The sequence below is a fragment of the Knoellia tibetensis genome (genome assembly GCF_048606415.1).
GTDB classification, from domain to species: Bacteria; Actinomycetota; Actinomycetes; order Actinomycetales; family Dermatophilaceae; genus Knoellia; species Knoellia tibetensis.
Genome location: NZ_JBMBWF010000001.1, coordinates 791,366 through 804,927, shown reverse-complemented (window position 1 = coordinate 804,927; position 13,562 = coordinate 791,366). Strand labels below are relative to the sequence as shown.

Below are 13,562 nucleotides of genomic sequence, written 5' to 3'. Positions count from 1 at the left end.
TCGAGCCCGCACCTCGTTGAAACCAACGCTGCACAGGAAGTAGGTCCGCACGTGTCCGACCAGCCGACGTCCCAGGACGCCGAGTCGACCTCCGGCGACCCCGAGACCCTCACCGTCGACGACACCGAGGGCGCCGCACAGCGTGAGTCGCTGTCCCTCGGTGACACCGCCCCCGAGTTCCTCGACGCGCTCCCCGAGGAGCCGGCCGACTCGAGCGAGGCGAGGGACGAGCCCTCCGACGCCGAAACCTCCGACGACTCCGGCACCTCCGACGACTCCGAGGGTGACGATGAGTCCGACGCCCCCGCCGTGAGCACGCTCGAGGCCGCGACGACCGAGTCCGACGAGGACGGCGACGTGGTCCCGACCGACGTCGACCCGGTTCAGGCGTTCAAGGACGACCTCGCGAGCAAGTTCGGCGACTGGTACGTCATCCACTCCTACGCGGGCTACGAGAACCGCGTGAAGACCAACCTCGAGACCCGGATCCAGTCCCTCAACATGGAGGACTACATCTTCGAGATCGAGGTCCCCATGGAGGAGGTCACCGAGATCAAGAGCGGGCAGCGCAAGCTGGTCCGCCGGGTCCGGATGCCCGGATACGTCCTCGTCCGCATGGACCTCACCGACGAGTCGTGGGGAGCCGTTCGCCACACGCCCGGTGTCACCGGCTTCGTCGGCAACGCGCACCAGCCGGTGCCGCTGAGCCTCGACGAGGTCTACACGATGATCAAGCCGGCCGAGCTCGAGATGGCTGCCGCCGCTGCCGCCGCCCCCGGCTCGTCCGCCTCCTCCGGTGGCTCGTCCGCCGAGGCCCCCGTCGTCGACTTCGAGGTCGGCGAGTCGGTCACCGTCATGGACGGCCCCTTCGAGACCCTGCCGGCGACGATCTCCGAGATCAACGCCGAGAGCCAGAAGCTCAAGGTCCTCGTCTCCATCTTCGGCCGGGAGACCCCGGTCGAGCTGTCGTTCGGCCAGGTCGCCAAGATCTGACGCTCGGCAACACTGCAACCGGGTCATCGCCCACGGCGTGGGCCCACCACCTCACAAAGGAACAGAAGAGCAATGCCTCCCAAGAAGAAGGTCTCCGGCTACATCAACCTGCAGATCCAGGCAGGTGCCGCGACCCCGGCTCCCCCCGTCGGCCCCGCGCTCGGTCAGCACGGCGTCAACATCATGGAGTTCGTCAAGGCCTACAACGCTGCGACCGAGCACCAGCGGGGCAACATCATCCCCGTCGTCATCACCGTCTTCGAAGACCGCTCGTTCACCTTCATCACGAAGACGCCGCCGGCCTCCGAGCTCATCAAGAAGGCCGCGGGTGTCCAGAAGGGGTCCGGCGAGCCGCACAAGACCAAGGTCGCGAACCTCACCGTCGACCAGGTCCGCGAGATCGCCGAGCAGAAGATGCCCGACCTCAACGCCAACGACGTCGACGCCGCGATGAAGATCATCGCCGGCACGGCGCGTCAGATGGGCATCACGACCGACCTCTCCTGAGGCCGGTCACCACAACCGTTCCGTATGCCGGCCGCCCACGTGGGCGGCCGGCATACGGGAAGCGCTTCCTCACCTGAGGCAAGCGCGTGGGAGGGCCAGCGCCGGCCCGGACCACGACTCCACCACTGAAACCAGGAGCAGCACATGAAGCGCAGCAAGAGCTACCGCGCCGCCGCCGAGAAGATCGCGGCCGACAAGGTCTACACCCCGCTCGAGGCCGTCCGCCTCGCCAAGGCCGGTGCCAAGGCCAAGTACGACGAGACCGTCGAGGTCGCCATGCGACTCGGCGTCGACCCGCGCAAGGCCGACCAGATGGTCCGCGGCACGGTCAACCTCCCCAACGGCACGGGCAAGACCGCGCGCGTCCTCGTCTTCGCCAACGGCGACAAGGCCGAGGCAGCCAAGGCTGCCGGCGCCGACTTCGTCGGCTCCGACGACCTCCTCGAGAAGGTCGCCGGCGGCTGGCTCGACTTCGACGCGATCGTCGCCACCCCGGACCTCATGGGCAAGGTCGGTCGTCTCGGCAAGGTCCTCGGCCCGCGTGGCCTCATGCCCAACCCGAAGACCGGCACGGTCACGATGGACACGGCCAAGGCCGTCTCCGACATCAAGGGCGGCAAGATCGAGTTCCGCGTCGACAAGCACGCGAACCTCCACTTCATCATCGGCAAGGCCTCGTTCGACGAGAAGAAGCTCGTCGAGAACTACGCGGCCGCGCTCGAGGAGATCCTCCGTCTCAAGCCGGCCTCCTCGAAGGGCCGCTACATCAGCAAGGCCACGCTGTCGACGACGATGGGCCCCGGTGTCCCGCTCGACTTCACCAAGACGCGCAACCTCCTCGAGGAGGACGCCCAGGCCGACGCCTGACGTCTCCGCGCACCCGACAGCGGCCCCCGTTCCCCGGAACGGGGGCCGCTGTCCGTTTTTGCCCTGAGCGCAAACCCCCACAAGGGGTGCGATGTGACCTTGACTGCTCTCCGTGGCCGCAACTTGTTTCTGAGGTAACCCCGGGGTAACTTCGCCGAAGCCCTGTTGCACCGCCGCCCCGGGCCCACCCGTGGTGGCGACTCCCTGCCACGCACCACGGGGCCGGAAATGAGGTTGTGACAATGGGTGTCGCCATCGACGTCCAAGGACTGACGAAGTCCTTCGGTTCCCAGCAGATCTGGAACGACGTCACGCTCACCCTTCCTCCCGGCGAGATCTCGGTGATGCTCGGCCCCTCCGGCACGGGCAAGTCGGTCTTCCTCAAGACGCTCGTCGGCCTCCTCAAGCCCGACAAGGGCTCGATCGTCATCAACGGCGACGACCTCGTCACGCTGCGCGAGAACGACCTCTACGAGATCCGCAAGCTCTTCGGCGTCCTCTTCCAGGACGGCGCGCTCTTCGGCTCGATGAGCCTCTACGACAACGTCGCCTTCCCGCTGCGCGAGCACACGAAGAAGTCCGAGAGCGACATCCGCAAGATCGTCCTCGAGAAGATGGACCTCGTCGGCCTCTCCGGCGCCGAGGACAAGCTGCCCGGTGAGATCTCCGGCGGCATGCGCAAGCGCGCCGGCCTCGCCCGCGCGCTCGTGCTCGACCCCGAGATCCTCCTCATCGACGAGCCCGACTCCGGCCTCGACCCGGTGCGCACGTCCTACATCAACCAGCTCTTCATCGACCTCAACGCGCAGATCGACGCGACCTTCCTCATCGTCACCCACGACATCAACACCGCGCGGACGGTCCCCGACAACATCGGGCTGCTCTACCACCGCCACCTCGCCATGTTCGGGCCGCGCGAAATGCTGCTCAGCTCCGAGGAGCCGGTCGTGCGCCAGTTCCTCAACGCCCAGACCGTCGGCCCCATCGGCATGTCCGAGGAGAAGGACGCCGACGAGCTCGCCGCCGAGTCGGGCCAGGAGCTGCCGCCGCTGCCGCCGATCCCACTCCAGCTCGGAACGAGCGACGGTGCGCCCCGCCGGGCCGAGAAGCCGGCGGGCCAGTGGTGCCGCGACAAGGGCGTCACGCCGCCGCCCGGGTCCTTCCGCTCCGGCAACGCCGGCGTCCCCGGGGTCTCGCAGGTTCCCGAGGGCGAGGTGGTCTCGTGAACCTGCTCGTCTCGCCGCTCAAGCAGGCGGGTGCGTTCTTCGCGATGGCCCTCGACGTCCTGCGGGCCCTGCCCAAGCGGCCGTTCCAGACCAAGGAGTTCATCCAGCAGTGCTGGTTCATCGCCTCGGTGACGATCATCCCGACGGCGCTGGTGTCGATCCCCTTCGGTGCGGTCATCGCCCTCCAGCTCGGCACGCTCACCCGCCAGCTCGGCGCCCAGTCGTTCACCGGTGCCGCCAGCGTCCTCGCGGTCGTGCGTGAGGCCTCGCCCATCGTCACCGCCCTGCTCATCGCCGGTGCCGGCGGCTCCGCCATCTGCGCCGACCTCGGCTCGCGCAAGATCCGCGAGGAGATCGACGCGATGGAGGTGCTGGGGATCAACCCGATCCACCGGCTCGTCGTGCCCCGGGTGCTCGCGGCGATGCTCGTCGCGGTCCTGCTCAACGGGCTCGTCTCCGTCGTCGGCGTGGGCGGCGGCTACTTCTTCAACGTCGTCATCCAGGGCGGCACGCCGGGCGCCTACCTCTCCTCGTTCACGGCCCTGGCCCAGCTCGCCGACCTGTGGACCTCGGAGATCAAGGCTCTGCTCTTCGGCGCGGTCGCGGCGATCGTCGCGTCCTACAAGGGACTGACGGCCGGGGGAGGGCCCAAGGGGGTGGGCGACGCGGTCAACCAGAGCGTCGTCATCACCTTCATGCTGCTCTTCGTCATCAACTTCGTCGTCTCGGCCATCTACTTCCAAGTCGTCCCGCAGAAGGTCTGAGGTGAGCCCACGATGAGCCGGACCAAGGAGCTCGCCGCCCGCCCGGGACGGATGCTCGACAGCCTGAGCGACCAGATGCACTTCTACGTGCGCTCGATCGCGTGGAGCCCGCGCACCACCCGCCGCTACAAGAAGGAGGTGCTCCGCCTCCTCGCCGAGGTCTCCCTCGGCAGCGGCGCGCTCAGCGTCATCGGCGGCACCGTCGGCGTCCTCACCTTCATGGCGTTCTTCACCGGCAGCCAGGTCGGCCTCCAGGGCTACTCCTCGCTCAACCAGCTCGGCACCGGCGCCTTCGCCGGGTTCCTCGCGGCCTACCTCAACACGCGCGAGATCGCCCCGCTCGTCGCCGGGCTCGCGCTCGCCGCGACCGTCGGCTGCGGCTTCACCGCCCAGCTCGGCGCCATGCGGATCTCGGAGGAGGTCGACGCCCTCGAGGTCATGGGCATCCCCTCACTGCCCTTCCTCGTCACCACCCGCATGATCGCCGGCTTCATCGCGGTCATCCCGCTCTACGTCCTCGGCCTGCTGTCGTCCTACGCGGCGACCCGCTTCATCGTCACCGACTACTTCGGGCAGTCCAAGGGCACCTACGACCACTACTTCCATCTGTTCTTACCGCCGATCGACATCCTCTACTCGTTCCTCAAGGTGCTCGTCTTCGCGGTGATCATCATCCTCATCCACTGCTACTACGGCTACAACGCGAGCGGCGGCCCGGCGGGCGTCGGCGTCGCCGTCGGCAAGGCGGTGCGCACCTCGATCGTGGCCATCAACCTCGTCGACTTCTTCTTCTCGCTCGCGGTGTGGGGCGCGACGACGACCGTACGGATCGCGGGGTAGCCATGGCCCACGGCTCCGCCCTCGGACGACTCGGGCACCGCACCTACGGTGTGGCGTTCCTCGTCGTCGTCGCCCTGCTCCTCTCCCTGTCGATCGCCTCGTTCAACAAGGCGTTCGCCGACGTCGTCGAGGTCAAGCTCGAGACCAACCGCATCGGCAGCCAGCTCCAGGAGGCCTCGGACGTCAAGATCCGCGGGCTCATCGTCGGTGAGGTCCGCACCATCGAGCCGCACGGCGACGGCGTCACGCTCGGCCTCGCGCTCAAGCCCGAGATGGTCGACCTCATCCCGGCGAAGGTGAGCGCCCGCCTGCTGCCCAAGACCCTCTTCGGGGAGCGGTTCGTCGACCTCGTCCCTCCGCAGGGCGACCAGGGCCGGGCCATCCGCGCCGGTGACGTCATCCCGCAGGACCGCACGACGCTCGCCATCGAGCTCGAGGAGGTCTTCGAGGACCTCCTGCCGCTCCTCCGGGCGGTCGAGCCCGCGAAGCTGTCGGCCACCCTCAACGCGCTCGCGACCGCCCTCGACGGGCGCGGCACCAAGCTCGGCAAGAACCTCGTCCTCGTCGACCAGTACTTCACGCAGCTCAACCCGCACATGCCGACCATCCAGGCCGACATCTCCGGTCTCGCCGACTTCGCGAGCACGTATGCCGTCGCCGCACCGGAGCTGCTCCGCGCGGCCAAGGCGCTGCTCACGACGAACACGACGATCGTCGAGAAGCAGAAGGAGCTCTCGGGGTTCCTCGCCGGCACCGCCGGGTTCGCCAACACGACCGCCGGCTTCCTCGAGACGAACCAGAACCGGATCATCCAGGTGGGCCGCGTGCAGCGCCCGACGCTCGAGGTCCTCGCCAAGCACTCGCCGATCTACCCGTGCTTCAGCCAGGGTCTCGTCGGCTGGCTGCCACGCGCCCGCGAGATCTTCCGCGACGGGATGTTCCACATCACCATGGAGCTGCCCCGCCAGCGCGACGGCTACCGGCCGGGGGAGGAGCCGGCCTGGCGCGACAAGCGTGCTCCCGACTGCAAGGGGCTGCCGACGAGGTACGGCAACCAGAACGACCCCCGCGAGGGCTCGAAGTTCAACGACGGCACCGACGGCGCCCCCACCTACGTCAGCCACTCGGCCCTGCCGCAGGCCTTCCTCAGCGCCGACGCCGCGAGCATCCCCACCGCCGACGCCGGACTCGCCGGCACCGTCGAGGAGCAGCAGCTCGTCGGCGCCCTCGTCGGGCTGCCCGCGGGCGAGGACGCCTCGCTGGCCACCCTGCTCGCCGGTCCGATGATGCGCGGGACGGTGGTGAGCCAGTGAAGACCACGCCCAGCCTCGTGAAGTTCATCGTCTTCGCGATCGTCACGATCCTCGCCACCGGCACCCTCGCCGCGACGATCGCCAACATCCAGCCCGGCGACCGCAACACCTTCACCGCCCTCTTCTCCGACGTCACCGGGCTCGCGAAGGGTCACGAGGTCCGCATCGCCGGTGTGCGCGTCGGCACCGTCAAGAGCATCGACGTCGCTCCCGACCGGACCAACGCGGCCGTGGAGTTCGACGTGCTGTCCTCCAGCGTCCTCACCCAGGGCACCGTGGCGACGATCAAGTACCGCAACCTCGTCGGCGAGCGCTACATCGCGCTCACTCAAGGGCCGGGCGGCGCCACCCCGCTCCGCGACGGTGGGCGCATCCCGCTCGAGCGCACCCACCCGGCGCTCGACCTCACCGTCCTCTTCAACGGGTTCAAGCCGCTCTTCGCCGCGCTCTCGCCCAAGCAGGTCAACGAGCTGTCCGGGCAGATCATTTCGGTGCTCCAGGGCGAAGGCGGCAACATCAACACCCTCCTCGGGCAGACCGCGTCGCTGACGAGTACCCTCGCCGATCGGGACGAGGTCATCGGCCGGGTCATCAGCAACCTCACGACGACGCTGACGACGGTCGAGCAGCACGACGACGCTCTCGGCGAGCTGCTCATCCAGCTCCAGCGCTTCGTCTCCGGGCTCGCGGCCGACCGCAAGGCGATCGGTGAGTCGCTCACCAACATCAACTCGGTGACCGACGAGACCGCCCGGCTCCTCGCGGCCGGCCGCCCGGACATCAAGAACGACGTCGCGCAGCTCCGCACGCTGGGAGCGACGCTCAACAAGCCGGCCAACACCGCGGCATACGAGAAGTTCATCACCGGCTCGCCCGAGAAGATCGCGGCGATCACGCGGACGGCGACCTACGGGTCGTGGTTCAACTTCTACCTCTGCCGCTTCGACGCCAAGAACATCGTCCTGCCGACCGGCCCGACGCCCGGGAACCTCGGCTACAACGTCTCGTCCGCGAGGTGCCGATGAGCCGCCCCTTCAGCAGCCGTGACCCGCTCCGCATCGGCATCGCCGGTCTCGGCGCGATCGCCATCGTCCTGCTCGCCGCCTTCAACGCCGCCTCGCTGCCGCTCATCGGTGGCGGCGAGGAGTACGCCGCCTCGTTCACCGAGGCCGGTGGCCTGCGTGACGGCGACGAGGTGAGGATCGCCGGGGTGCGCGTCGGCAAGGTCACCGGCATCCGCCTCGCCGGCAACAAGGTCGACGTCGACTTCCGGATCACCGAGGACGTCGCCTTCGGTCCGCAGACCGGCGCCTCGGTCCGGATGAAGACACTGCTCGGGCAGAAGTACGTCTCGCTCGAGCCCCGCGGCCGCGGCCAGATGAAGGAGGGGACGACGATCCCCACCTCCCGGACCGTGTCGAGCTACGACATCATCGACGCCTTCTCGGACCTCACCGAGACGACCGAGCGGATCGACACCCAGCAGCTCGCCGACTCGCTCGACACGATGGCCCGCGAGTTCACCGACACCCCGGCCAACGTCACGCTCGCCCTCGACGGACTGAGCCGGCTCTCACGGACGGTCGCCAGCCGGGACACCGAGCTCAAGGCCCTGCTCAAGGCGGCGAACTCGGTCTCGGGCACGCTCGCCGACCAGAACAAGGTCATCGAGAAGATCATCGTCGACGCCGACCTGCTGCTCGCCGAGCTCTACGAGCGCCGCGACGCCATCCACACCCTCTTCACGAACACGAGCGCGATGGCCGTCCAGATCACCGGGCTCGTCCGCGACAACCGCGCGCAGCTCGGCCCGGCCCTCCAGCAGCTCCGTGGCGTCCTCGCGACGCTGCGCAAGCACGAGGCCGACCTCACCCGCACCATCGACGCGATGCAGCCCTTCACCCGGGTCTTCGCGAGCACCCTGGGCACCGGCCAGTGGTTCGACACCTACATCCAGAACCTCACGGTCCCGGTCGGGGCGGTGGGCCGATGAAGCACGGAAGCAAGCCCGTCCTCGGCAAGGTCATGGCGGCGCTCGTCGTCGTCGGCCTCGTCGCCGCCGCCGTCGTGCTCTGGCCGCGCGGCGGCACCAAGACCGTGACCGGCGACTTCAGCCGGGCCGTCGGCCTCTTCCCCGGGTCGGACGTTCGCGTCCTCGGCGTGCGCGTCGGCGAGGTCAAGGCCGTCGAGCCGCGCGGTGAGAGCGTGCGCGTCACCTTCGAGGTCGAGGACGACGTCAAGGTGCCGGCGCAGGCCAAGGCCGCCGTCGTCGCCCCGTCGCTCGTGAGCGACCGCTACGTCCAGCTGCTGCCGGCCTACACGACCGGCCCGCAGATGCAGGACGGCGCCCGGATCCCACAGGAGCGCACCGCCGTCCCCGTCGAGCTCGACCGCGTGTCGCAGAGCCTCGACGACCTCATGGTCGCGCTCGGACCCGACGGCGCCAACAAGGAGGGTGCCCTCACCCGCGTCCTCGACACCGGCGCCCGCAACCTCAAGGGCAACGGCGAGAACCTCCACGAGATGAACCGCAACCTCTCGCAGGCGGTGCAGACCTTCGCCGAGGGTCGCGGCGACCTCTTCGCGACGGTGAAGAACCTCGAGACCTTCACGGGCATGCTCGCGACGAACGACGCGCAGGTCCGTCGGCTCAACGCCGACCTGTCCAAGGTCTCCGACCAGCTCGACGGCGAGCGCGACGACCTCGAGGCCGCGCTCAAGAACCTCGCCGTCGCTCTCGCCGAGATCTCCACCTTCGTCAAGGACAACCGTGCCGTGCTCACCGAGGACATCGACCAGCTCACCGCCCTGACGACGGCCGTCGCGGCCAAGCGCGACAGCCTCGCCGCCACGCTCGACAACGCCCCGGTCGCGCTCTCCAACCTCCAGCTCGCCTACAACCCGCCGTCGGGCACCCTCGACACCCGCGCCAACGTCGAGGGCCTCGACGACCCGGCGCTCATCCTCTGCTCGCTCCTCACCGGCGCGACGGGCACGGGCAACGCCAACCCCAACCTGTGCACGACGCTCCAGGGCCTCATCCCCAAAGGCGGGCTCCCCGGTGCCCTCAACCTGCCGGGCCTGTCCGCGATCCCGTCGGCCCTCACGCTCGCCGAGGCCGGTGTCGTCGCGCCCCCGGCCGCGCCTGACAAGACCGCGCCGGCGGAGGCGTCGTCCACGGACGTCATCGTCCGCGGCGCGGACGCCACGCTCGGCGGACTCCTCCCGAAGGACACCCCATGACGTATGCCGTTCGCCAGCGCACGCGGGGCCCGGGCGCACCGCGCACCGGCGCCCGCCTGCGCGCCGTGGCCGTGGCCGTCTCCGCCGCGGTCGTCCTCAGCGCCTGCCAAGGCGCCTTCGACCTGCCGCTGCCCGGTGGGGCGAAGGGCGACGGGCCGTCGATGACGATCCGCGCCGACTTCGCCGACGTCCTCGACCTCGTGCCCAAGTCCGCGGTGAAGATCGACGAGGTCGCGGTCGGCCAGGTCGAGCGGATCGAGCTCAACGGCTGGACCGCCCGCGTCACCCTGACGGTCCCGAAGTCGAGCAAGCTGCCCGACAACGCCGTCGCCGAGCTCAAGCAGTCCTCGCTGCTCGGCGAGAAGTACATCGCCCTCTCGCCGCCCAGCGGTGGTCGCGCGACCGGAACCCTCTCCGAGGGCGACCTCATCCCGATCGAGCGCACCAACCGCAACCCCGAGGTCGAGGAGGTGCTCTCCGCGATGTCGCTCCTGCTCAACGGTGGCGGCGTCGGGCAGCTCGCGGTCATCGAGCGCGAGCTCAACAACGCGCTGCGGGGCAACACCGACGAGATCAAGCACCTCATCGGGGAGCTCAACACCTTCGTCGGCGGTCTCGAGGACCAGAAGGCCGAGATCGTGCGGGCCATCGACATGGTCGACCGGCTCGCCGCCCGGCTCGCCGCGCAGAAGGACCTCATCGCCCAGACCCTCGAGGAGATCCCCAAGGGCCTGAAGATCCTCGCCGACCAGCGCGTCCAGCTCACCCAGATGCTCCAGGCGCTGAGCCGGCTCGGGGCGGTCGGCACCAAGGTCATCCAAGGGTCGAAGGCGGACCTGCTCGCCAACCTCAAGGCGCTCGGACCGGTGCTCTCGCAGCTCAACAAGGCCGGCGACGCCCTGCCCAAGTCGCTCGAGCTGCTGCTGACCTACCCGTTCCCCGACGCCGCCCTCGGCGCGATCAAGGGCGACTACACCAACCTGTCCGTCACCGCCGACCTCGACCTCAGCGAGCTCAAGATCCTCGACGGCGGCACCGCACCGACCATCCCGGGCGCCCCGCTGCCCCCGGTCCCCAAACCGACGGTCCCGATCCCCGTGCCCACCGTGCCGATCCCCGTCCCGAAGCCGACGGTGCCGACGGTGCCGACCGCGCCGACGCCGCCGACGAACCCGCTCTGCCCGCCGCTGTGCGGCAGCAGCGCCCCGGGGGACCGCTCGTGGACCTCGCTCTACGGAGGTGACGCGGCATGATCCGCACCTTCACCAAGGTCCAGCTCGCGGCCTTCACGCTCATCACGATCGTCGCGGTGTCGATCCTGTCGGCCAACTACATCGGGCTCACCGAGCGCCTGCTCGGCGGCGGCCCGACCTTCAAGGCCTCCTTCGCCCAGTCCGGAGGCATCTTCGTCGGTTCCGAGGTGACCTACCGCGGCGTCAAGGTCGGTCGGGTCAGCGGGCTCGAGCTCGAGAAGGACGGCGTGCTCGTCGAGGCCCGTCTCGACCGCGGCACCAAGGTGCCCAAGGACACCAGGGCCGTCGTGGAGAACCGGTCGGCGGTGGGGGAGCAGTACCTCGACCTCCAGCCGCGCTCCTCGGGAGGCCCCGTCCTCGCGACCGGGGACGTCATCCCACGCAAGGACACGGCATACCCGATCCGCGTCGACGAGCTGCTGCTCCACGTCGACAAGACCGTCCGCTCGGTCGACCAGGACGACCTGCGCACCGTCGTCGACGAGCTCGGCACCGGGTTCGACGGCGCCGGTCCCGATCTGTCGCGGCTCATCGACAACGGCGACCTGCTCACCCAGGCCGCGATCGACGCGCTGCCGTCGACGGTGCGGCTGCTCCAGCAGAGCAAGACCGTGCTCGACACCCAGCGCGACACGGCGCCGCAGATCAAGAACTTCGCGACCGACTTCGCCAACCTCTCCGAGACGCTCCAGAAATCCGACTCCGACCTGCGGCTCATCCTCGACCGGGGCGTCGTCGCCTCCAAGGAGCTCGAGTCGCTCATCAAGGCCAACGAGGCCGACCTCGCCGTCCTCATCGCCAACTTCATCACCATCGGGCAGGTGACGACGTCGCGCATCGACGGCATCGAGCAGATGTTCGTCACCTACCCCGAGGTGGTCGTCGGCGGCTACACCGTGGTGCCCGGTGACGGCACCGCGCACTTCGGCGTGCAGACCGCGCACGACCCGGTCGTCTGCACCAAGGGCTACGAGCGCACGCGCAAGACCGACCCCAACCAGACCGAGAACCTGCCGCCGCTCAACCGGGCCGCCGGCTGCACCCTGCCGCGCGGGTCCGCGTCCAACGTCCGCGGTGCGCAGAACGCGCCCCGGCCGCGCAGCGGCGTCGCGTCCTCGCACCCGCTCTCGCTCGCCGACCGCATGCTCCCGCTGGGCAACGACGCGGTGGCCGACGGTGTGCCGCAGCTCTCGGCCCCCCTCGCGCCGAGCGGAGGAGCAGCCGGGGCAGACTCGTGGTCGTGGATCATGCAGGAGGCCGCCCGATGAGCCGGGTCACGACGACACGGGTGCTCTGGACCCTGACCGCGCTGGCGCTCGTCGCCACCATCGCGCTCGCGGCGACCCGCGGCCGGGCCTGGTGGGACACCCGCGCCACCGAGCAGGCCCAGAACGACGCGCTCGCCGCCGGCCGACAGCTCGCCGTGAACTTCGCGACGATCGACTACCGCAAGGTCGACGAGGACACCGACCGGGTCAAGGCCGGGGCGACGGGGGAGTTCCTGTCGAGCTACACCGCCCAGCTCGCGGACCTGAGGAAGGTCATCGTCGACAACAAGTCGGTGAGCAAGGTCGAGCGCTCCGAGGCCGCGCTCGTCGACGGCGACCGCGACTCCGCGACCGTCATCGTCGGGCTCATCGCGCCGACGAGCAACACCGTCGTGCCGTCCGGGGAGAAGAAGACCTACCGCACCAAGCTCGGGCTGCGGCTGGTGGGGGAGCAGTGGAAGGTGGAGCGCCTTGAGTTCGTCGGCTAACCGTCGCCCCCGCGTCGCCGGGCAGCGCCGCCGTCCAGCCCGTCCGGACGGATCCGTCGTCGACCCCACGACCCCTGCTGAGCACGACGGGCGCGTCGAGAGCGACTCCGTCGACGGCGACGCCGAGGAGGACGCCGACCTCGAGGCGTCCGAGGAACCGTCCGACGCAGCCGAGCCCTCGGACGCCGACGTGGACGCCGATGCCGCCGACCCGGCCGACGAGGGCGGCGCCACCGCGACCAGCGGCGCCCGACGGCTCCTCGTTCCCGCCCTGGCGCTCGCGCTCAGCCTCGCGCTGCTCGCGACCGTCCTCCTCGTCACCCGCCACGACCCCGAGCAGCGCAGCCGCGACGCGAGCGCTGCACGGGCGACGGCCCGCTCGACCCTCGAGCAGATCCTCAGCTACAACCACGAGACGATGACGCAGCAGATCCCGGCGAACCAGGCGCTGCTGACAGGGAAGTTCAAGGACGAGTTCGCGGCGACGATGACGAAGACGATCGTGCCGCTCGCCCAGAAGGACAAGACGGTCGTCAAGGCCCGGGCCTACGAGGTCGGTGTCATGTCGCAGGACGCCGACACCGTCGTCGTCCAGGCCTTCGTCAACCAGGCTCGCACGAGCGACGCCCAGAAGGAGCCGTCGATCGACCAGAACCGGGTCATCGCGACGATGAAGCACGTCGGCAACCGCTGGCTCGTCTCCGCCCTCAAGGCCTACTGAGCAGCGGCTGGGCCGGACGGGTTCGTCGACCCGCCCGGTCCGCGGTTACGGTGGATCGCAACCAACAGGGAGGGACCCC

General features: G+C 69.5%; 14 protein-coding genes. All 14 read left to right on the top strand.

The window, feature by feature from the left end; genetic code table 11:
* Positions 1 to 51 precede the first annotated feature (51 nt).
* The 14 genes from nusG to ACOJV7_RS03720 all read left to right on the top strand — a co-directional run bounded on the left by nusG (position 52) and on the right by ACOJV7_RS03720 (position 13,483).
* Entirely contained in the window at positions 52 to 993 is a 942-nt protein-coding gene (gene nusG, locus ACOJV7_RS03785; RefSeq protein ID WP_420188812.1) for a transcription termination/antitermination protein NusG, read from the top strand.
* 72 nt (positions 994 to 1,065) lie between these two features.
* The gene (gene rplK, locus ACOJV7_RS03780) at positions 1,066 to 1,500 is read left to right on the top strand and encodes a 50S ribosomal protein L11 (protein ID WP_035946923.1); all 435 of its coding nucleotides are present in this window, start codon (positions 1,066 to 1,068) and stop codon (positions 1,498 to 1,500) included.
* A 144-nt stretch (positions 1,501 to 1,644) separates the two neighbouring features.
* Positions 1,645 to 2,367 (top strand): 50S ribosomal protein L1, encoded by a 723-nt coding sequence (gene rplA, locus ACOJV7_RS03775; protein WP_420188811.1) that lies wholly within the window; start codon positions 1,645 to 1,647, stop codon positions 2,365 to 2,367.
* Positions 2,368 to 2,609: 242 nt separating this feature from the next.
* Complete coding sequence (locus tag ACOJV7_RS03770; RefSeq protein WP_420188810.1) at positions 2,610 to 3,593, top strand: ABC transporter ATP-binding protein; 984 nt, start codon at positions 2,610 to 2,612, stop codon at positions 3,591 to 3,593.
* Complete coding sequence (locus ACOJV7_RS03765) at positions 3,590 to 4,357, top strand: MlaE family ABC transporter permease (protein ID WP_229708344.1); 768 nt, start codon at positions 3,590 to 3,592, stop codon at positions 4,355 to 4,357. The genes ACOJV7_RS03770 and ACOJV7_RS03765 overlap by 4 nt, the downstream gene beginning before the upstream one ends.
* Positions 4,358 to 4,369: 12 nt before the next feature.
* Positions 4,370 to 5,197 (top strand): MlaE family ABC transporter permease, encoded by an 828-nt coding sequence (locus ACOJV7_RS03760; RefSeq protein WP_420188809.1) that lies wholly within the window; start codon positions 4,370 to 4,372, stop codon positions 5,195 to 5,197.
* Positions 5,198 to 5,199: 2 nt separating this feature from the next.
* Positions 5,200 to 6,510: an MCE family protein gene (locus tag ACOJV7_RS03755; RefSeq protein WP_420188808.1), complete on the top strand. Its 1,311-nt coding sequence runs from the start codon at positions 5,200 to 5,202 to the stop codon at positions 6,508 to 6,510.
* Positions 6,507 to 7,535: an MCE family protein gene (locus tag ACOJV7_RS03750; protein ID WP_420188807.1), complete on the top strand. Its 1,029-nt coding sequence runs from the start codon at positions 6,507 to 6,509 to the stop codon at positions 7,533 to 7,535. The genes ACOJV7_RS03755 and ACOJV7_RS03750 overlap by 4 nt, the downstream gene beginning before the upstream one ends.
* A complete protein-coding gene (locus tag ACOJV7_RS03745) occupies positions 7,532 to 8,503 on the top strand; it encodes an MCE family protein (protein WP_420188806.1) in 972 nt (323 codons plus the stop codon). Before ACOJV7_RS03750 ends, ACOJV7_RS03745 begins: the two co-directional genes overlap by 4 nt.
* Positions 8,500 to 9,753, top strand: coding sequence for an MCE family protein (locus ACOJV7_RS03740; RefSeq protein WP_420188805.1), 1,254 nt, complete (start codon positions 8,500 to 8,502; stop codon positions 9,751 to 9,753). Before ACOJV7_RS03745 ends, ACOJV7_RS03740 begins: the two co-directional genes overlap by 4 nt.
* Entirely contained in the window at positions 9,750 to 11,006 is a 1,257-nt protein-coding gene (locus ACOJV7_RS03735) for an MCE family protein (RefSeq protein ID WP_420188804.1), read from the top strand. The genes ACOJV7_RS03740 and ACOJV7_RS03735 overlap by 4 nt, the downstream gene beginning before the upstream one ends.
* On the top strand, positions 11,003 to 12,274 hold the full coding sequence (locus ACOJV7_RS03730) for an MCE family protein (RefSeq protein ID WP_420188803.1): 1,272 nt from the start codon (positions 11,003 to 11,005) through the stop codon (positions 12,272 to 12,274). The genes ACOJV7_RS03735 and ACOJV7_RS03730 overlap by 4 nt, the downstream gene beginning before the upstream one ends.
* The gene (locus ACOJV7_RS03725) at positions 12,271 to 12,762 is read left to right on the top strand and encodes a hypothetical protein (RefSeq protein ID WP_420188802.1); all 492 of its coding nucleotides are present in this window, start codon (positions 12,271 to 12,273) and stop codon (positions 12,760 to 12,762) included. The genes ACOJV7_RS03730 and ACOJV7_RS03725 overlap by 4 nt, the downstream gene beginning before the upstream one ends.
* On the top strand, positions 12,746 to 13,483 hold the full coding sequence (locus tag ACOJV7_RS03720; RefSeq protein WP_420188801.1) for a hypothetical protein: 738 nt from the start codon (positions 12,746 to 12,748) through the stop codon (positions 13,481 to 13,483). The genes ACOJV7_RS03725 and ACOJV7_RS03720 overlap by 17 nt, the downstream gene beginning before the upstream one ends.
* The last annotated feature ends 79 nt before the right edge of the window (positions 13,484 to 13,562 follow it).